Below are 18084 nucleotides of genomic sequence, written 5' to 3'. Positions count from 1 at the left end.
CCCGCGGTTCATCACGCGAGCATAGTGTGCGGGCCGGGCGGATCAACCGTCGACTTCGGCCGGCTCAGCGCAGCGTCAGGCCGTTCTGGTGCAAGCGCCACTTCATCTGGTCGAAGCGATCCTGGCCGAAGAAAGGCTCGCCATTGAACACCATCAGGGGCACGCCGTAATGCCCGCCAACGCGCTGTGCATCCTGCGATGCGTGGATCGCCGCATCGAGCCGCTCGGGTTCGGCCGCCACCATCGCATCCAGGTCCGCCAGGTCGAGCCCAGCGCGCTCGGCGGCGCGCTTCAAATGATCGCCCTCGTGCCAGTTATCGACCGAGCCGTCCCAGATCACGCGGCTAACCTCGTCGATGAAGCATAGCCCGCGCCCGCGCTCGGTCGCCACCTGGCCGAGCCGGGTGAGGCGGTGGATAAGCGGTTGTTCCTTGGGATAGGTCCGTGTCGCCATATCCATGCTGACCGGATCGGGCACCGGCCAGCGCAGCGGCAGCCCGACATATTCCGCGCTGCGATGAATGTCGCGCATCAGATAGCTGAACCAGAGCGGGTCGGAATTGGCGAAGAAATCAGGCTGGCGGACCGCGATCGGATAGACGATCCGAACATTGCAGGCGACGTCATGGTCGCGTTCAAGTTCGACCAGCCGCCGCGTGAGCAGGTAGGAATAGGGCGACCGGAACGACCAATAGAGATCATAGGTCAATGTCACGATGCGTTTCCCCTCAAGCGCGGACGAAAGCATTGATGATCGCACAGAGCTGTTCGGGTGCATCCTCCTGCAGGAAGTGCCCCGCATTCTCGATCGTCACATGCGCCTGGCCTCGGGTACCGGGCACGCGATCGAGGAACGGCTTCGCGCCGCCCGCCGTCACCGGATCCTTGTCGCTGAAGCAAGTCAGCACGGGCTTGTCGAAACGCTCCAGTACCTTCCACGCCGCGATGTTTTCGGCCACCGAAGCCTGATCCGGCTTGATCGGCACCAATGTCGGGAAGATGCGGGCGGCGCTCTTGTAACTCTCATCGGGATAAGGCGCGTCATAGGCGGCGATCTCCGCCGCGCTCAGATCGCGGACCACGCCGCCATTGACGATAGAGCCGGTGGGGAAGGGATCGACCTTCTGGCTGAACTGCCGCCAGGCCTCGAACGCCTCGGAGAAATTGGTGCCGGTCGGCAAACCGGTATTGCCAATGATTACCCGCGCGAAGCGGTCGGGAAAGGCGGCGACCAGCCTGAGGCCGATCAGCCCACCCCAATCCTGACAGAACAGGGTGATTCCGGTCAGGTCGAGCGCGTCGAGCCAGGCGCTCATCCACGCGACATGGCGTTCATAGCTATAGTCGTCGAGTGCCGCGGGCTTGTCCGATTTGCCGAAGCCGATCAGGTCGGGCGCGATCACGCGGTGACCCCCGGCCACGAGCGCGGGCACGAATTTGCGGTAGAGAAAGGACCAGCTCGGTTCGCCATGCAGCAACAGGACCGGCGCGGCGTTGGCGGGGCCTTCATCGACATAATGCACGCGCAGCGCGGTGCCGTCCGCGTCGGTGATGGTTTCGTAATGCGGCGCGAAATCATAATCGGGCAGGGCGGCAAAGCGCGCGTCGGGCGTTCTCAACACTTTCACTTCACTCTCCCGATATATTGGCACTATATATGCCATTGGTTTGGGAATCGTCAACTAGCGGGCGGGGGTTTCCGATTATCCACAAGGCGGAAACCGATATGGTCTGTGCCGAGGCCGGTTTCCTGGAACTGGCGCGCGGCGGGCCGATAGCGCGCGCAGTAATTACCCGCGCAGAGATAGGATCCGCCCTTGATCACGTGCATGTCGGGTCCGGCCGGATCGCGCGTCCATTCCCAGACATTGCCGATCATGTCGTGCAGGCCAAACCCATTGGCGGGAAAGCAGCCGACCGGGGCGCGACCCTTGTAACCGTCGGTGCCGAGATCGCGCTGCGGAAAGACGCCCTGATAATAATTGGCTTTCGGCGTGCCGTCGCTCGCCAGCGGCTCGGGCAGCGCCTTTTGCCCGCCACGCGCGGCATATTCCCACTGTGCCTCGGTCGGCAGCTCCTTGCCCGCCCAGCGCGCATAGGCGGCGGCATCGTCATAGGCGATCTGCACAACGGGGTTGGCGTCGCGGCCGGCGATCGATTCCTTCGGTCCGGAGGGATGCCGCCACTGCGCGCGGACCGCCCAGCGCCACCAGCGCTGATCGTCCGGCGTGGGTATGGTGAACACCGCCGATCCCGGCACCTTCATCTCCGGCGGGGCACCGGGCAGCACGGGCGGGTCGCGCTCGGCCAGCGTGCGATAGCCGGTCGCCTTCACGAACCTGGCGAACTCTGCATTGGTCAATTCATGAGTGTCGATCCAGAAGCCTTTAACGCTCGTAGCGCGGGGCGGTCCTTCCTCCGGATAACGCGCGTCCTCGCCGATCATGAAGCTGCCGCCCGCGATCCAGCGCATCGCCGGGGCGGGATCGGTGCAACGCGCTATCGGAGTGGTATCGGCCGGTGTGGTATCGGCCGGCGTCGTATCGGCCAGTGTGGTATCGGAGCGTCGGTCACATGCCGCCAGCAACAGCAAGGCCAGCGCGATATCGGGCCGAAAATTCACCCCTTGCTTTGCGCGAGGACGGCATCCGCCAGTCGCAGGAAAACCGCGCGGGCAGCATCGACGCCAAGCTCCTGATCGTGGCGCAGGACGCGCCAGCACTGGAAGCTGAGCGATAGGTGCACGGCGCTCAGTTGAACCGGATCGGCATGGACCGACGCGGGCAGGATCGCATCGATCGAGCTGCGTTCGATGCGTAACATGCGTCGATAATCCTGCATCAGGAAAGTCGACTGGAACCGTTTCAGGCTGGCGGTGATGCGAAAGGGCAGGATTGCCTCAAAGACTTCGCAGCGCCGCGCGGCGAGCTCGCGCATCTGTTCGCGCCATGTGACGGAGGTGAACGGGCGGAGCATGACCGGCAGCACACGCGCCTCGATCGCCTCGGACATTTCGCGGTAAAGCGAATCCATATCGTCGAAATGACGGAACACGGTGCGCAAGCCGACCCCGGCGGCCTCCGCGACGCGCACGGCGCTCGGCTGGACATCGCCGCCCTCGACCAGATCGAGCATCGCCGCGACGATCTTCGCGCGGCTCGACACGCTACGCTCGCGTCGTCCATCAACCGGCTTTGGTGTGGCGCCGGCTGGTTGGGTTCCGGCTGGTTGGGTCCCGGCTGGTTGGGTCATGGCCATGCGGTCATTCTCGAGCTCCAGCCTGGGGGATAAACTGGCACTATACGCGCCAATAGATCGGTGGCAACATGAGCATATAGAAGGGGAGGGATCGATGCCAGCCGCCGACCGGCGCGTAAAGCGCGCTGCTGTCATCATTGCCGCCCTCGCTGCGCTGGCTGCGGGCGGCTATGCCCTGTTCCAGCACTACGAGATTTATCTGCCCGGCATTATCGGCCAGTGGCGCGAGCCGATCCTCGATAATCGGCCGATCGCGTGGGCGACAGGACCAAAGGTGGCGCCGGCGGGCAAGCGGCCGCCCAATATCATCCTGATCCTCGCCGACGATCTCGGTATGAACGATATCAGCCTGTACGGTCGCGGCGTCGCCAATGGCGCGGTGCCGACACCGAACATCAATGCGATCGCGACACAGGGACTGAACTTCTCCACCGCCTATGCCGCCAACGCGACCTGCTCGCCGTCGCGCGCCGCACTGATGACCGGGCGTTATCCAACACGCTATGGCTTCGAATTTACCGCGGCGCCGCCGTCCTTCGCCGCCAACCTCGCGCATTCCAGCGGGCCTTCACCCTATCCGATGGTCTATCACCGCGAGCTCGATCACGACTTGCTTGATTATCCCGACATGGGGGTGCCAGCGAGCGAGATCACCATCGCCGAAATACTGAAGGCGCGCGGCTATCACACGATGCATATCGGCAAATGGCATCTGGGCGAGTCGAAAGCGCTGCGCCCCACCGGTCAGGGTTTCGACGAGAGCCTTGGTTTTCGCGCGGGGGGTGGCATGTACATGCCGCCTGGTGACCCGAACGTGGTCAATGCAAAGCTGCCATTCGACCCGATCGACCGCTTCCTGTGGCCCAATCTGCCCTATGCCGTTTATTGGGGCGACGATCAGCGCTTCAAGCCGGTCGGTCACGCCACCGATTATTTCACCGATAATGCGCTGAAGGCGATCGAGGCGAACCGAAACCGACCGTTCTTCCTCTATCTCGCCTATAACGCGCCGCACACGCCGCTCCAGGCTTTGCGCTCCGACTATGACGCATTGTCGCAGATCAAGGACCATAGCCAGCGCGTCTATGGCGCGATGATCCGGCAGATGGACCGCCGTATCGGCGACGTGATGGCCAAGCTCAAGGCATTGAAGCTGGACGACAATACGCTGGTCATCTTCACCAGCGACAATGGCGGGGCGTGGTATACCGGCATCCCCGATCTCAACGCGCCGTATCGCGGATGGAAGGCGACTTTCTTCGAAGGCGGCATCCGCGTGCCGATGATGATGCGCTGGCCCGGCCATATCGCGCCGGCAACGACGCCGGTGATCGCCGATCATCTCGACATCTTCGCGACGATTGCGGCGGCGGCGGGGGCGAACGTGCCGAGCGACCGGCCGATGGACGGGTTCGACCTGCTCGGTCGGGCGCCGAAACGCGACGCGCTATACTGGCGCTCGGGCGATTATCGCGCGGTGCGCCTGGCCGACTGGAAGCTGCAGGTGTCAAAGCGCCCGGACAAGGCGTGGCTGTTCAACCTGGCGATCGACCCGACCGAGAGGATCGACTTGGCGGCGCGCGAACCGCAACGGGTCGCGGCGATGCGCAAGCTGATCGAGCAGCATAATGTCGGCATGGCCAAGCCGCTCTGGCCAGGCTTGATCGAAGGGCCGGTGCGTATCGACGTGCCGCTCAACGCGCCGTGGAAACCCGGGCAGGAGTATGTCTACTGGACGAACTGAGAACCATTCCCCAATATGATCCTGAACTTGTTTCAGCGTTCGAACGAGACGGCGTTCATCGAACATCGTCTTCGGCTGGCCGGGGGGGCACGCTTAAGTTCGGACGCTGAAACAAGTTCAGGGTGACGGGTCTTTAGGGCCGGTGAAGCGTTCGGGGTCGCAATGAAAAACCTCTGGTTCATCACCAACCCCTCGTCCGGCTCCGCCACGCCGGAGAAATGCCAGGCAATCGAGGCGGTGTTCGCGGAACGCGGGCTGAACCTGGTCGGGCGAACCGGCTTTCCCGACGAGCCGCTTCCGGCTGCGGAATCGCTCGACACGGCGAAGGTCGATACGGTCGTGCTGTTCGCCGGTGATGGGACGATCAACGCGGCGGTCTGCGCGCTTGCCGATTGGGACGGTGCGATCCTGATCTTGCCAGGCGGGACGATGAACTTGCTGGCCAAGGCATTGCACGGCAACGCCGATCCCGCCGCGATTATCCATACCGCACATGAGCACGCGGAAAAGATCGCTTTGCCCTTTGTCGAAGCGGGTGAGCGCCGCGCGCTGGTCGGCCTGATCCTCGGCCCTGTCGCGAGCTGGGTACGGGCGCGCGAAATGGTCCGCGCCGGCAAGGTGCGCGGCCTCGGCCGGGCGATGCTGACGGCTTGGCGACGGACCTTCGCGCGCGGCATCAGGCTGGAAGGAGTGCGGGGTTTGCACCATCGTGCGCAGGCGGTGTTCGTGCGGCCGGAACTCGACCATCTCGATGTCGCGGCGGTCGATGCGCGTGATTTCCGCTCGATCACCGCGCTCGGCTGGGAATGGCTGACCGGCGACTGGGTCGCGGCGACGGCGGTCACCCAGGTTCGCGCGACGGTGATCCGGGTTGCCGGTCGCAAACCCGCGCTTGCCTTGTTCGATGGCGAACCGGTGATGCTTGAACCCGATATCCCGATCAGCGGCGGCATGACCGCGCGACAGTTTCTGAAGACCGTGGAGGCAACATGATCCGCTTGTTTCATGTCAGCGACGTGCATTTTGGGCGCGAGGACCGCGCGGCGATCGCCTGGTTCGAAGGGCTGGTGCATGCTGAAAAGCCCGATGCGGTGATTATGACCGGCGATCTGACGATGCGCGCGCGACGCCATGAATTCGCCGCCGGCCTGGCCTGGCTGCAGGGGCTCGGCGTGCCGACCACGGTCGAGGTGGGCAATCACGACCTGCCCTATTTCAATCCGATCGCACGCTTCTTCCGGCCCTATCGCCGCTATGAAGCGGTCGAACGGATGATCGAACAGCCGCTCGACCTGCCCGGCATCATGATCGTGCCGATGGTGACGACGGCGCGTTTCCAGTGGCGGCTCAACTGGTCGAAAGGGCGGGTCAGCCGTCGATCGCTGCAACAGGCGCTGGCCCTGGCGGAATCCGCGCCGAAGGGCACATTGGTGTTCATCGCCTGCCATCACCCGCTGATCGAGCCGCGCACCAGCGCAACCTCCGCGACGCATGGCGGTGTAGCGGCGTTCGCGGCATTGGCGCAGGCGGGGGCGGTGGCGGTGCTGACGGGGCATGTCCATGATCCATTCGACATCGTGCATGAAGTCGATGGGCGAAAGGTGCGAATGATCGGCGCTGGAACCCTGTCCGAGCGGGTCCGCGATACGCCACCGTCATTCAACGAGATCCGGGTCGAGGATGGGCGGTTCGAAGTCGTGTTACGGACCCTGGGGCCTGAACCGGATATGGTGTTGCCCAAGGAAAAAGTGGATCCGGTTTAGCCGAGGCGTCGATATTTGGAGGCTATTTCTCCTCTCCCTTCATGGACGGGGTTGGGGGGAGGGTGCGATCGCGGAGCGCCTCGCTCGGCGCATAGCGCTGACCGGGGGCATCGAGCTCCGACGCCGCCGAACCCTCCCCTACCCCTGGCATAAAAGGGGGGAGAGAGAACGAGGGCGTTCCATTACTTCTGCAACTTTGCTTGACTCCATCTTCAATCTGTAGTTTCTGTCAAAACAGAAATATCGGAACAGGAGGAAGAAATGGCAAGCTTGGCCGCGACACCCTCAGCGCTACGGTTCCGCCAACCCGCGCCGCGCAACACGACCGTCGTCGATCCGCGCTTTCGCCAGTTGCTTGGCGATGCGGGCTGGGCATGTCTGCCACCAAGCGTTCGCGCGCGGTTCGGGCGTAAGGCGCTGGCGACGCAGACGATCAGCTATGTCGGCGAAGTGAGCGAGTGTCGCATGAATCTCGCCGGGTGCATCCTTGCCAACCTCTGCCGGCTGGTCGGCGCGCCCTTGCCACTCAACTCCGATACAGGCGTTGCCGCAGCCGTCTGCGTGACCGAGGATGCCGCTGGCAGTGGCCAGTTCTGGAGCCGGCAATATTGCCGCCGGAACGGTTTTCCACAGGTTATCCACAGCTCCAAACGCTTCGCCGGACCCACCGGGCTGGAAGAATATCTCGGCATGGGGTTCGGCATCGCGCTGACCCTGAGCGTCGAGGCCGAGGTGCTGTATTTCGACAGCGACCATTATTTCTGGCGTGCGGGTCCATTGCGCCTGCGCCTGCCGAGCTGGCTCGCACCGGGGAAGTTGCGCATTGGCCATGTCGATTGCGACCATGGCTGGTTCGCCTTCACGCTCGCGCTCGACCACCCCTGGTTTGGCGCGCTGGTGCGCCAGACCTGCCTGTTCACCGAATATCGTCCGGGAGCGGCGTCATGAACGACCCAGTGTTCATCACCTTGCTGTTCATGCAGGTTGCGATGGGCGGGTTCGACACCGTCTATCACCATGAACTGACTCAGCGGCTCGCCTGGAAGCCGGGCCAGGCGACCGAGCTGCGCCTGCACGGCGTGCGCAACATGATCTATGCGCTGGTCTTCCTGATGCTTGGCTGGACTCAGCCGCACGGACTCGCCGCTATGCTGCTGATCGGCGCGCTGGTCGTGGAGCTGGGCATCACCTTGTGGGATTTCGTCGAGGAGGACCGCGTTCGCGCGCTGCCTGCGAGCGAGCGCGTGACGCATACGTTGCTCACGCTCAACTATGGCGTGCTGCTGGCGATACTCGCGCCGGTGCTGCTGGCGAGTGCGGCACGGCCGACTAGCGTTGCGATAGAGGGGCATGGCGTCGTTTCGATCCTGTTGAGCATCGCGGCGGTCGGGGTGGCTGTCAGCGGTTTTCGCGACCTGCTGGCGGCGGCGCGCAACCACCGGCTCGACGAGACGCCAGCCGGCGAACTGGCAAGCGCGCTTGGCGAGCGCAAGGCAGTTCTCGTCACCGGGGGCACCGGCTTTGTCGGCCGACGGATGGTCGCGGCTTTGGTCGCGGCAGGACATGATGTCACCGTCCTGACGCGCGATCCCCGCAAGGCGCTCAGACTGGCCACGCCGGTGCGCATCGTCACCGATCTGACCGCGCTGCCCGACGACTTTCGTTGCCATGTGGCGATCAATCTTGCCGGCGAGCCGATCGCGGCGGGGCGCTGGACGGTGAAGCGGCGGGCATTGCTGATCGATTCCAGGCTCACCGTGACCAGCGCGTTGCTGGCGCTGCTGACCCGGCTCGAACATCGCCCCGAGGTATTGATCAGCGGTTCGGCGGTCGGCTTTTACGGGATCGAGGATCCCGGCGCGATCGACGAGAGCGTCGGACAGGGCAGGGGTTTTGCCGCCGAGCTCTGCGCGCGCTGGGAGGCGGCGGCGCGCCAGGCCCAGGCGCTCGGCATTCGTACCGTGCTGCTGCGCACCGGGCTGGTGCTTGGCAATAGCGGCGGGATGCTGGCCAGCCTGTTGCCGGTCTTCGAAGCCGGGCTTGGCGGGCCGGTCGGGCATGGGCGGCAGATGATGAGTTGGATCCACCGCGACGACCTGGTGCGCCTGATTGTCGCCGCCGCCGCCGATGAAGAAATCCATGGCGCGCTCAATGCGACGGCGCCCAGTCCGGTGAGCAGCCGCGCCTTTGCCACTGCGCTCGGTCATGCCTTGCGCCGCCCGGCGATCCTGCCGCTCCCCGCCGCGCCGCTTCGCCGCGTGTTGGGCGACCTGGCCGAAGAGCTGCTGCTTGGCGGGCAGAAGGTGTTGCCGGTCAAGGCGGTCTTTCACGGCTTTCGCTTCCGCTATCCGCGCATCGAACAAGCGCTGGGCGATCTCGTCGGGCATCGGCAGAGAGTATAGCGACACCGACACGGCCGTTTGTCGAAGCCAGGTTGCTGCATTGACCGCGGGCGAGGCGGACCTGAAGCATTTTATCGGACGAATTCGCGGCGCCGTTTGCGTGTGGCAGTCTTGTCCCGACAATAAGAAAGAGCGAGCCCGGATAGGTCCGGGAAGAGATGCATCACCACACCCCATGCCATGGTTGAATCACCGCAGGCGACAGCGTTGAGAGGTGGAGCGACGAGAGATATGGGACACCAGTAATGTCCCGTTTCTCTGAATGCCGCCTCCAGACATCGGGATATAATTTATTAAATGTCAGATACTTAATATGAAATAGGCAATGTTGAGCAGTGCCGGACGTAGGAGATATGGGACATCGAGCCGAGCCTGAAGTCGAGCGGGCTTTCGCGCCCCAAATGTCATTTCATGCGAGTTTCCGACGTGGTTTGCCTGAGCGCTCGCTGCTCAGCACGGAATGAATCGGATTGAATTTTCGGTGCTCTAGCCGAATGGAGCCTCCGCCTCAGCGCAGCCAGCGCCGCATATGGGGGAAGGGCGCGGTACCCGTTTCCGCGGCATGACGGGGATCGATCGTCATGCCCCAATATTGCAGCATCGGCAGGCCGATATAGGAGCCGCCGGCGTAGGTTTCGGCAAGATGGCTGCCGCCACCGCGATAACCGCCATCGTGAAACACCGTGCCGGGTTCGAGGTCCATTGCGACTGCGGCGGCGTAGGACCAGCACATTGCCGCCATTTCCTCGGCCGGATCGGAGTGGACATCGCACAACGTCTGGCGGATCGCCGGGTCGGTCACCGCGATATGGCCGGCCTCGTGCAGCAGGTCGCCAGGCCAGGCGAGACGATCTGGATCGACGAGCAGCGCGCCGTTGCGGATCGACATGCCTGGCATGAAGCTCGCGTCGCCGAGTGGCTCGACCGAGGTCCGGATGCCGACACTTTCGACGAACGAGAGGATACGTTCAGTGAGGTCGTCCGGAGCGATGGCTGTGCTTGGGGTCGTGCTTGGCATGTCCATGTCCAATTCTAACTCAATCCACCAGTCTGAAAAGCACGGTTCGTGAGCTGTACCCTAGCGGTCGACCGGTTTGCCGATCTTCGTTCGATCGCGGCTCCAATAAAAGAAGAGCGGCCGACCGAGAATGTCGCTGATCGGTAGCAGATCAACGCCAAAATCGGTGCGACCATAGCGGCTGTCGGCGGCGCGATCCCGATTGTCGCCGAGTACGAAGACATGGCCAGGCGGAATGACGCGCTCGGGCATTTCGTCCCCTTGGCTTTCGCCCAAATCCATGATCCTGTGAGAGCCGGCTTCCCCGGCAAGCTGTTCTTCCCAGATTCTGCCCGGTTCATTCTCATAAATCGCCGCGCCGATGTCCTTCAGTCTGGGCGGTTTCCCGTTGATGATGGGAATGCCGGCCCGCATCGCGATCCTGTCGCCGGGAAGTGCGACGACGCGTTGGATATAGATGATGTTACGTGTCGCGACATTAAGGACGATAGTGTCGCCCCGGGCCGGCTTACGCCCGGCCCGCATATCGACGAGAATTCTGTCGTTGACCTGTAAGGTGGGCAGCATCGATTCCGCCGGGATGTAGAAGGGCTTGTAGAGCGCGTGGAAGGCTTTGAGGGTGAAGTTGCTCGCGATGGCGCCCAGTGCAAGGATCGCTATCAGGCCATACCAGCGAGACCAGCGGCTCTGCGAGAATCCATCTCGGCTGGCTCGCCACGTCCGGCCAATCGAATAACCATATGCCGCCACGACCACGATCAGGATTGCGGATCCTATGGTGATGAAGACAACGAAACCGGGCCTTGGCGCAATGGCTCCGATCAGTGTGAGGACCAGTAGAAAAAGCGTCGGGGTGACAATCGCCGGGATTGCAGGTTTCAGGCCCTCGACCCGTAAAATCCCCAGACCGGGCGTCAGCAGGTTGAGCGCGGTCACGCCGATCCGCGCGATGATCGATCTTTGTGCGCCGGCCATTCCCGAAACTCCCCCGTCCAAAACTTAACGCACGCCAGAACCCGCACAAGCGAAAAGGGCGGCCCGTTGCCGGACCGCCCTTCGCGTGTTGGTATGAGAATTGTTTAGCGCTTCGAGAACTGGAAGCTACGACGGGCCTTCGCCTTGCCGTACTTCTTGCGCTCGACCGTGCGGCTGTCGCGGGTCAGGAAGCCGGCGGCCTTGACGGGCGCGCGCAGGATCGGCTCGAACTTGGTCAGCGCCTGGCTGATGCCATGCTTGACCGCGCCGGCCTGGCCCGAAAGGCCACCGCCCTTGACGGTGCAGACGACGTCATAGGCACCGTCGCGCTCGGCGACGCCGAACGGCTGGTTGATCACGAGACGCAGCGTCGGACGTGCGAAATACACTTCCTGGTCGCGACCGTTGATCGTGATCTTGCCCGAACCCGGCTTGATCCACACGCGTGCGACGGCGTCCTTGCGGCGACCGGTCGCATAAGCGCGGCCCTGCTTGTCGAGGATCTGCTCGCGCAGCGGCATCGGCTCACGCACGACGACCGGCGCGGCCGGCGCGTATTCGTCACCGGCAAGGACCGGCGCCGACGACGCCACGGGTGCCGGCTGGTTGGTCAGGCCGGCGAGATCGGAAAGCGACTGGCGATTATCGGACATTAGTTGCCCACCTTGTTCTTGCGGTTCATCGAGCCGATGTCGAGAACCTCGGGATTCTGTGCTGCGTGCGGATGCTCGGTGCCGGCGAAGACGCGCAGGTTGCGCATCTGCTGACGGCCGAGCGGGCCGCGCGGGATCATCCGCTCAACGGCCTTTTCGATGATCCGCTCGGGGAAACGACCCTCGAGGATCTTGCCCGCAGCGACGCCCTTGATGCCGCCGGCATAACCGGTGTGGCGGTAGTAGATCTTGCCCTTGAGCTTGTTGCCCGTGAAGCGGATCTTGTCGGCGTTGATGACGATGACATTGTCACCGCAATCGACGTGCGGGGTGAAGCTCGGCTTGTGCTTGCCGCGCAGGACATTGGCGATGATCGACGCTGCGCGACCGACCACCAGGCCGTCGGCATCGACGATATGCCACTTCTTTTCCACTTCGTGCGGCTTGACCGACTTGGTGGTCTTCATCAGCGCCTTCATGGGGCCAGGACCTTTATCGTTGAAACGGAACGCGCCGCCCAACAGGGGACGGCGCGATTGAGGCGGCTAATGATTGGAAGGGGTGTGAAAGTCAAGCGATCCGCGGGTTTCGTGACGGGTATCATGATACCGCCCTGTTCCGGCAGAGCTTAAAGCGCTTTCTTTCCGATCGCGTGCGCGGCGGCGGTGGCGGCGATGAGCAGCAGCGCGGCGTTGACTTGATGCGCCACGGCGATGTCGATCTGCACACCGCTGAGCAGGGTGGAGATGCCGAGCAGAATCTGGAAAATGACCAGGGCGATCACGGCATAGGCGGATCGCCGCCCGCCCGCGCTCGCCGCGCGCCAGGCCAGCACGATCAGGCCCGCCGCCGCGACAAAGGCGAACCAGCGATGGATGAACTGAACCACGACCGGATTGTCGACAGCGTTGCTCCAGCCCGGGGTCATCATCGGCACGCCGGCGGGGAACACACTGTCGCCCATCAGCGGCCAGCTCGAAAAAGCGTATCCGGCATCGAGCCCGGCGGTGAAGGCGCCGAAGACGATCTGCACGAACAACAGGAGAAGCGCGGTTGCCGCCAGCGGGGTCAGCCGAGCCGCTGTGCTCAGTCGGTGCCGCGCGACCGCGCGCAGGTCGAACGCGGTCCATATGATGCCGGCGAGGATCACCAGCGCCGCCGCCAGATGCACGGCGAGCCGCACATGGCTGACATCGGTGCGCACCGACAGGCCCGATGCGACCATCCACCAGCCGATCGCGCCTTGCAGGCCGCCGAGCGCGAGCAGCGCGGTCAACCGCCAGCCATAACCGGCCGGAATGCGCTTGCGCACTGCGAACCAGATCAGCGGCAGCGCGAACGCCATGCCGATCACCCGGCCGAGCAGGCGGTGAAGATATTCCCAGAAGAAGATCGCCTTGAAACCGGCGAGCGTCATCCCCTTGTTGATCAACTGATATTCCGGGATGCGCTGATAATTGGCGAACTCCGCCATCCATTGTTCGTGGGTCAGCGGGGGGATGATCCCGCTGATCGGCTTCCATTGCGTGATCGACAGGCCCGATTCGGTCAGTCGGGTGATGCCGCCGACCATGACCATCAGCACGATCAGTGCGGCGACCGCGAACAGCCAGATCGACAGGGCGCGCGGGCGCGCGGGATACAAGGTTGGAGATACCTGCAACATGCGGTGCGCCTAGCCGGAAACCGGCTGCGCGTCGATTGCCGGCGAGCGCGACCAAACAGTCCGCTCCGGTACAAAAAAATCTCGATGATATATTGTAACCCAAGCGTGGTTGTGCCACATGGGCTGCACGATGTCGGAACATGTTCACCCCCGCTATCTCGGCTGGATCGAGTCGCATGCCGATCGCATGGCGATCGGCCTGTCGGGCCTATGCATGGTGCATTGCCTGACCAGCGCGGTTCTGTTCGCGCTTCTGTCGACGGCGGGCGGATTGCTGCTCGCGCCGATCTTCCATGAAGTCGGGCTGACCATCGCGATCGGCTTCGGCATCATCGCGCTGGGCCGGGGCATCCTCACGCATGGCTATATGATGCCGGCGGCGGTCGGTTCGATGGGCCTGGGCATCATGGCTGGCGCGATGACCTTGCCGCATGACGGCAGCGGTGGGGAGACGATCTGGACGCTGGTCGGTGTCGGTATCCTCGCGCTCGGTCACGACCTCAACCGTCGCGCGGTCAACTGACCTTAACCTTGCCGATTGGGGCCATAGCGCCTAGATTCATTCCCATGGCCGCGCATCATCATCACCACGAACCGCAAGGCGCCGATCTTGCCAAAGCGGCACAGGCGACGCTCGAGAAGTCGGGCGAGCAATGGACCGCGATGCGCGAGCAGATCTTCAAGGCGCTCGCCGGGTTCGACAAGCCGGCATCGGCCTATGACATCGCGGAGGCGGTGTCGAAGTCAGAAGGGCGTCGCGTCGCCGCCAACAGCGTTTATCGCATCCTCGACCTGTTCGTCGCGTCGAACCTCGCGCGACGCGTCGAAAGCGCCAACGCCTATGTCGCCAATGCGCATCCCGATTGCCTCCACGACTGCATTTTCCTGGTCTGCGACTCTTGCGGGCAGACCGTGCATCTCGATGACGATCACATCACCAAGGGCGTCCGCTCGGCCGCGGCGGCGACCGGTTTCTCGCCGGTGCGACCGGTGATCGAAGTGCGCGGCACGTGCGCCGAGTGCGATACACCGAACTAGGGATTGGTGGCGCTTGGCAGAAATCGCTTCAAACAGGGGATCAATGCTAGCTCATTTAAGTCTTGGCGGTGATGGAGATGAAGTCGCCGCCATTCAGGACGTCGAGCGCGAATTCGGCGTGCGCATAGACACTCGAGCGGCGGATGGCTGGCTCACGGTTGGTGACGTTTATGATGCCGTTCTCGTCGCCCTTCCCAATTATGTTGCTAATCAACCCAGTACCTGGCGTCGGTTCTGTCGCGTTTTGTGTGAAGCGAGTGGTGACGACCATGATCTGATCGACCGTGGCACGGTCCTATTGGGACCGCAGTGGAGTTTGGCGGCGAAGGTTCGATCTCTTTTTACCCGCTAAGACTCGCTTCGCTTCAGCCAAGCGCCTTCCCCATCCGCACGCCGGGCACCGGTGGCCCTTCCACCGTCATCTTCATGACCCGCTCGATCGGTTCGTAGCCGCACGCCAGATAAAGCGGTTCGCCCGACAGCGTCGCCATCATCTCGGCGCGCTTGAAACCGGCCGCGCGCGCCGCCGCCTCGGACAGCGACAGGATCAGCCGGCCGACGCCGCGCCGCACAAAATCGGGGTCGGTATACATCGCGCGGATCCGTGCCGGTTCGGTCGCGGGGTCGAGCAGGCGGTCATCGCGCAACTCCTTGCTGTGATTGCCGCCATAAAGTGTCGCGCGGTGGCTCCAGCCGCCGCAACCGGCGAGGCGATCGCCGTCCTCGATCACGAAATAAGTACCGTCGGCGATCAATTGCGTATCCAGCCCCATGCTCAGCCGGCTCGCCGCGACCTCTTCAGGCGACAGATAGGCGCGTTGCAGCGATTCGATTGCGCGGTCCATCAGGACGGCGATCGCCGGAATGTCGCCGGCGGTGGCGATGCGGTAGGAGAAGGCGGGCGGAGAGAAGTTGGTCATTCCCCTATGTCGTAGGGTCATGCACGCCGCGTCAAGAAGCCGTGCAGGTTGATCCGCGGCAATCGACACGAGTTTCCGCCTCGTCTAAGCTCATGCCATGTCTGACGTTCCAGAAACGCCGTTGCTCGACACGGTTCATACACCTGCGGATCTTCGCAAACTGCCGGTGGCCCAGCTTCGGCAACTCGCCGACGAGCTTCGCGCCGAAACCATTTCGGCGGTCGGCACCACCGGGGGGCATCTTGGTTCGGGGCTCGGCGTGGTCGAACTGACCGTCGCGATCCATTATGTGTTCGATACGCCCGACGACCGGCTGGTGTGGGACGTCGGTCACCAATGCTATCCGCACAAGATATTGACCGGGCGGCGCGACCGGATCCGCACGCTGCGCATGGGCGGTGGCCTGTCCGGCTTCACCAAGCGCAGCGAGAGCGAATATGACCCGTTCGGTGCGGCGCATAGTTCGACCTCTATCTCCGCCTCGCTTGGCTTCGCGATCGCCAACAAGCTGTCGGGCAAGCCCGGCAAGGGCATCGCAGTGATCGGCGACGGCGCGATGTCGGCGGGCATGGCCTATGAGGCGATGAACAATGCGGCGCGCGCGGGCAACCGGCTGATCGTCATCCTCAACGACAATGACATGTCGATCGCGCCGCCGGTCGGCGGGTTGTCGGCTTATCTCGCGCGGATGGTGTCTTCGAGCGAGTATCTCGGCCTGCGCAGCCTGGCCAAGAAGCTGACCCGAAAGATTTCGCGCCGGGTGCATCAGGCGGCCGAAAAGGCCGAGGAATTCGCGCGCGGCATGGCGACCGGCGGAACCCTGTTCGAGGAACTGGGCTTTTATTATGTCGGGCCGATCGACGGGCATAATCTCGATCACCTCATTCCCGTGCTGGAAAATGTCCGCGACGCGGCGGAAGGGCCGATCCTGGTCCATGTCGTGACCAAGAAGGGCAAGGGCTATGCCCCGGCCGAGGAATCGGCGGACAAATATCACGGCGTGCAGAAATTCGACGTGATCACCGGCGCGCAGGCCAAATCACCGCCCGGCCCGCCAGCCTATCAGAACGTGTTCGGCGCGGCTTTGGTCGCGGAAGCGGCAAAGGACGACCGGATCTGCGCGATCACCGCGGCGATGCCGTCGGGCACGGGGCTCGACAAGTTCGCTGAGGCTTATCCCGACCGTTTCTTCGATGTCGGTATTGCCGAACAACACGCGGTGACCTTCGCGGCGGGCCTTGCGGCGCAGGGCATGCGGCCGTTCTGCGCGATCTATTCGACCTTCCTGCAGCGCGCTTATGATCAGGTCGTGCACGACGTGGCGATCCAGAATCTGCCGGTGCGCTTCGCGATCGACCGTGCCGGGCTGGTCGGCGCGGATGGCGCGACTCATGCCGGCAGCTTCGATGTCACTTATCTCGCGACCTTGCCCAATTTCGTCGTGATGGCGGCAGCGGACGAGGCTGAGCTGGTGCATATGACGCATACCTGCGTGATGCACGACAGCGGCCCGATCGCGGTGCGTTATCCGCGCGGCAACGGCACCGGCGTCGCGCTGCCCGAGGTTCCGGAACGGCTCGAGATCGGCAAAGGCCGTATCGTGCGCGAAGGCAAGAAGGTCGCGATCCTGTCGCTTGGTACGCGTCTGGCGGAGGCGCTCAAGGCAGCCGATGCGCTCGACGCCAAGGGGCTGAGCACGACCGTCGCCGATCTGCGTTTCGCCAAGCCGCTCGATGAAGCGCTGATCCGCAAGTTGCTGACCACGCATGAAGTCGCGGTGACGATCGAGGAATCCTCGGTCGGCGGGCTTGGCGCGCATGTGCTGACGCTGGCGAGCGATACCGGGCTGATCGATGGCGGCTTGAAGCTGCGCACGATGCGCCTGCCCGATGTCTTCCAGGATCAGGACAAGCCGGAGAAGCAATACGCCGATGCCGGACTGGATGCCGATGCGATCGTCGAGACGGTGCTGAAGGCGCTACGGCATAATAGCGGCGCGGTGATCGAGGGCGCGCGGGCTTAGGGCCTCCCACCTCCGTTCGTTTCGAGCGAAGTCGAGAAACTGACACCGGGAGCCTGTGGCTTGTTTCTCGACTGCGCTCGAAACGAACGGAGGGGTAAGGTCAGCCTTCAAGCCCCCAGATAATGTTCCTGCGCGGCTTCGGCCGCGTTGATCGCGAGGATCGAGCGCGCGTCGCTGGGCTGGCGCGTCTTGCCGCCGCGATCGCTGCCCGCGGCGATGACGCGTTCGAGCAATTCCTGCCCTTCGCTCCACCAGCCTATGCCGCTGGCGGCGTTGAGGTGGCCCTGTTCCCCTGCGTCGACGAAATGACTGCCCCAGGACACCGCTAGGCTGTGCGCGCGGTCGATGTCGATCCATGGATCGTCGCGGCTCGCAACAAGGATCGAGGGGAAGGGCAGTGGTGTGGTCGGCGTCGGGCCGAACGCCTTCAGCTCATCCTGCGCCCTGGCGCGGTCGGCATCGGCCGGCGCGACCAGCAATGCGCCCGCCACCGGCCAGCCATAAGGCTGGCGCGTCAGTTCCGCCCACCAGAGGTGGCTCGGTTTGTTTGAACAGACCCGCGTGCTCGTTAAGTGGAGCGTCTGCCGGTTCATGCCGCTGCGAGAAGCGGTTGGTTGAAGTAGA

General features: G+C 63.6%; 20 protein-coding genes. 8 read left to right on the top strand and 12 right to left on the bottom strand.

Translation table 11 applies throughout. The annotated features are described in order from the left end of the window. Positions 1-64: 64 nt before the first annotated feature. Genes ACVWZA_RS09180 through ACVWZA_RS09165 form a run of 4 tightly spaced genes read right to left on the bottom strand, consistent with a single transcriptional unit; the run spans position 65 to position 3165 of the window. On the bottom strand, positions 65-715 hold the full coding sequence (locus tag ACVWZA_RS09180; protein ID WP_457310897.1) for a DsbA family protein: 651 nt from the start codon (positions 713-715) through the stop codon (positions 65-67). 13 nt (positions 716-728) lie between these two features. Then, a complete protein-coding gene (locus tag ACVWZA_RS09175; protein WP_457310896.1) occupies positions 729-1628 on the bottom strand; it encodes a haloalkane dehalogenase in 900 nt (299 codons plus the stop codon). Positions 1629-1678: 50 nt separating this feature from the next. Further along, positions 1679-2623 (bottom strand): formylglycine-generating enzyme family protein, encoded by a 945-nt coding sequence (locus ACVWZA_RS09170; RefSeq protein WP_457310895.1) that lies wholly within the window; start codon positions 2621-2623, stop codon positions 1679-1681. After that, complete coding sequence (locus ACVWZA_RS09165) at positions 2620-3165, bottom strand: TetR/AcrR family transcriptional regulator (protein ID WP_457310894.1); 546 nt, start codon at positions 3163-3165, stop codon at positions 2620-2622. The genes ACVWZA_RS09170 and ACVWZA_RS09165 overlap by 4 nt, the downstream gene beginning before the upstream one ends. A gap of 187 nt (positions 3166-3352) precedes the next feature. Between ACVWZA_RS09165 and ACVWZA_RS09160 the strand changes: the two genes are divergently transcribed. The 5 genes from ACVWZA_RS09160 to ACVWZA_RS09140 all read left to right on the top strand — a co-directional run bounded on the left by ACVWZA_RS09160 (position 3353) and on the right by ACVWZA_RS09140 (position 9167). Then, positions 3353-5002 carry a sulfatase-like hydrolase/transferase gene (locus ACVWZA_RS09160; RefSeq protein ID WP_457310893.1) on the top strand — a complete coding sequence of 550 codons (1650 nt, stop codon included), beginning with the start codon at positions 3353-3355 and terminating at the stop codon, positions 5000-5002. 162 nt (positions 5003-5164) lie between these two features. Continuing rightward, positions 5165-5995, top strand: a complete 831-nt coding sequence (locus ACVWZA_RS09155; RefSeq protein WP_457310892.1) for a diacylglycerol/lipid kinase family protein — start codon at positions 5165-5167, stop codon at positions 5993-5995. Continuing rightward, on the top strand, positions 5992-6765 hold the full coding sequence (locus tag ACVWZA_RS09150; protein WP_457310891.1) for a metallophosphoesterase family protein: 774 nt from the start codon (positions 5992-5994) through the stop codon (positions 6763-6765). The genes ACVWZA_RS09155 and ACVWZA_RS09150 overlap by 4 nt, the downstream gene beginning before the upstream one ends. A 261-nt stretch (positions 6766-7026) precedes the next feature. Beyond that, positions 7027-7713 carry a DUF4166 domain-containing protein gene (locus ACVWZA_RS09145; RefSeq protein ID WP_457310890.1) on the top strand — a complete coding sequence of 229 codons (687 nt, stop codon included), beginning with the start codon at positions 7027-7029 and terminating at the stop codon, positions 7711-7713. Further along, complete coding sequence (locus ACVWZA_RS09140; RefSeq protein WP_457310889.1) at positions 7710-9167, top strand: TIGR01777 family oxidoreductase; 1458 nt, start codon at positions 7710-7712, stop codon at positions 9165-9167. The genes ACVWZA_RS09145 and ACVWZA_RS09140 overlap by 4 nt, the downstream gene beginning before the upstream one ends. 508 nt (positions 9168-9675) lie before the next feature. Here ACVWZA_RS09140 and ACVWZA_RS09135 read toward each other — a convergent pair. The 5 genes from ACVWZA_RS09135 to ACVWZA_RS09115 form a co-directional block, all read right to left on the bottom strand. Next, on the bottom strand, positions 9676-10185 hold the full coding sequence (locus ACVWZA_RS09135) for a hypothetical protein (RefSeq protein WP_457310888.1): 510 nt from the start codon (positions 10183-10185) through the stop codon (positions 9676-9678). A gap of 60 nt (positions 10186-10245) precedes the next feature. Continuing rightward, positions 10246-11160: a signal peptidase I gene (gene lepB, locus ACVWZA_RS09130; protein WP_457310887.1), complete on the bottom strand. Its 915-nt coding sequence runs from the start codon at positions 11158-11160 to the stop codon at positions 10246-10248. A 104-nt stretch (positions 11161-11264) separates the two neighbouring features. Further along, positions 11265-11813 (bottom strand): 30S ribosomal protein S9, encoded by a 549-nt coding sequence (rpsI, locus tag ACVWZA_RS09125; RefSeq protein ID WP_183112301.1) that lies wholly within the window; start codon positions 11811-11813, stop codon positions 11265-11267. Further along, the gene (gene rplM / locus ACVWZA_RS09120) at positions 11813-12292 is read right to left on the bottom strand and encodes a 50S ribosomal protein L13 (RefSeq protein ID WP_183112302.1); all 480 of its coding nucleotides are present in this window, start codon (positions 12290-12292) and stop codon (positions 11813-11815) included. Before rplM ends, rpsI begins: the two co-directional genes overlap by 1 nt. A 149-nt stretch (positions 12293-12441) precedes the next feature. Then, positions 12442-13479 (bottom strand): COX15/CtaA family protein, encoded by a 1038-nt coding sequence (locus tag ACVWZA_RS09115; protein WP_457310886.1) that lies wholly within the window; start codon positions 13477-13479, stop codon positions 12442-12444. 130 nt (positions 13480-13609) lie between these two features. Here ACVWZA_RS09115 and ACVWZA_RS09110 point away from each other — a divergent pair, with 130 nt between their 5' ends. Together ACVWZA_RS09110 and ACVWZA_RS09105 are read left to right on the top strand one after the other, a co-directional pair. Continuing rightward, positions 13610-14002: a MerC domain-containing protein gene (locus tag ACVWZA_RS09110; protein ID WP_457310885.1), complete on the top strand. Its 393-nt coding sequence runs from the start codon at positions 13610-13612 to the stop codon at positions 14000-14002. A 44-nt stretch (positions 14003-14046) separates the two neighbouring features. Further along, positions 14047-14517: a Fur family transcriptional regulator gene (locus ACVWZA_RS09105; protein ID WP_457310884.1), complete on the top strand. Its 471-nt coding sequence runs from the start codon at positions 14047-14049 to the stop codon at positions 14515-14517. 55 nt (positions 14518-14572) lie between these two features. On the opposite strand, the gene ACVWZA_RS09100 is transcribed toward ACVWZA_RS09105, so the two are convergent. Further along, on the bottom strand, positions 14573-14788 hold the full coding sequence (locus tag ACVWZA_RS09100; RefSeq protein ID WP_457310883.1) for a hypothetical protein: 216 nt from the start codon (positions 14786-14788) through the stop codon (positions 14573-14575). 94 nt (positions 14789-14882) lie between these two features. After that, positions 14883-15437 (bottom strand): GNAT family N-acetyltransferase, encoded by a 555-nt coding sequence (locus ACVWZA_RS09095; RefSeq protein WP_457310882.1) that lies wholly within the window; start codon positions 15435-15437, stop codon positions 14883-14885. Positions 15438-15534: 97 nt separating this feature from the next. Between ACVWZA_RS09095 and dxs the strand changes: the two genes are divergently transcribed. Beyond that, complete coding sequence (dxs, locus tag ACVWZA_RS09090) at positions 15535-17460, top strand: 1-deoxy-D-xylulose-5-phosphate synthase (RefSeq protein ID WP_457310881.1); 1926 nt, start codon at positions 15535-15537, stop codon at positions 17458-17460. A 107-nt stretch (positions 17461-17567) separates the two neighbouring features. Here dxs and ACVWZA_RS09085 read toward each other — a convergent pair. Then, positions 17568-18084: RBBP9/YdeN family alpha/beta hydrolase (locus ACVWZA_RS09085; protein ID WP_457310880.1), on the bottom strand; the 517-nt coding region annotated here is incomplete at its 5' end.

The organism is Sphingomonas sp. UYAg733, assembly GCF_054057355.1.
The sequence above is the reverse complement of the archived record's forward strand: the minus strand, read 5'-3'. Positions and strand labels throughout refer to the sequence as shown.

Bases quoted from the DNA above. Each gene is read 5' to 3' on its own strand.
- ACVWZA_RS09160 (WP_457310893.1), top strand. From the start codon at position 3,353: ATGCCAGCCGCCGACCGGCGCGTAAAGCGCGCTGCTGTCATCATTGCC.
- ACVWZA_RS09155 (WP_457310892.1), top strand. From the start codon at position 5,165: ATGAAAAACCTCTGGTTCATCACCAACCCCTCGTCCGGCTCCGCCACG.
- ACVWZA_RS09150 (WP_457310891.1), top strand. From the start codon at position 5,992: ATGATCCGCTTGTTTCATGTCAGCGACGTGCATTTTGGGCGCGAGGAC.
- ACVWZA_RS09145 (WP_457310890.1), top strand. From the start codon at position 7,027: ATGGCAAGCTTGGCCGCGACACCCTCAGCGCTACGGTTCCGCCAACCC.
- ACVWZA_RS09140 (WP_457310889.1), top strand. From the start codon at position 7,710: ATGAACGACCCAGTGTTCATCACCTTGCTGTTCATGCAGGTTGCGATG.
- ACVWZA_RS09135 (WP_457310888.1), bottom strand. From the start codon at position 10,185: ATGCCAAGCACGACCCCAAGCACAGCCATCGCTCCGGACGACCTCACT.
- lepB (WP_457310887.1), bottom strand. From the start codon at position 11,160: ATGGCCGGCGCACAAAGATCGATCATCGCGCGGATCGGCGTGACCGCG.
- rpsI (WP_183112301.1), bottom strand. From the start codon at position 11,813: ATGTCCGATAATCGCCAGTCGCTTTCCGATCTCGCCGGCCTGACCAAC.
- rplM (WP_183112302.1), bottom strand. From the start codon at position 12,292: ATGAAGGCGCTGATGAAGACCACCAAGTCGGTCAAGCCGCACGAAGTG.
- ACVWZA_RS09115 (WP_457310886.1), bottom strand. From the start codon at position 13,479: ATGTTGCAGGTATCTCCAACCTTGTATCCCGCGCGCCCGCGCGCCCTG.
- ACVWZA_RS09110 (WP_457310885.1), top strand. From the start codon at position 13,610: ATGTCGGAACATGTTCACCCCCGCTATCTCGGCTGGATCGAGTCGCAT.
- ACVWZA_RS09105 (WP_457310884.1), top strand. From the start codon at position 14,047: ATGGCCGCGCATCATCATCACCACGAACCGCAAGGCGCCGATCTTGCC.
- ACVWZA_RS09100 (WP_457310883.1), bottom strand. From the start codon at position 14,788: ATGGTCGTCACCACTCGCTTCACACAAAACGCGACAGAACCGACGCCA.
- ACVWZA_RS09095 (WP_457310882.1), bottom strand. From the start codon at position 15,437: ATGACCAACTTCTCTCCGCCCGCCTTCTCCTACCGCATCGCCACCGCC.
- dxs (WP_457310881.1), top strand. From the start codon at position 15,535: ATGTCTGACGTTCCAGAAACGCCGTTGCTCGACACGGTTCATACACCT.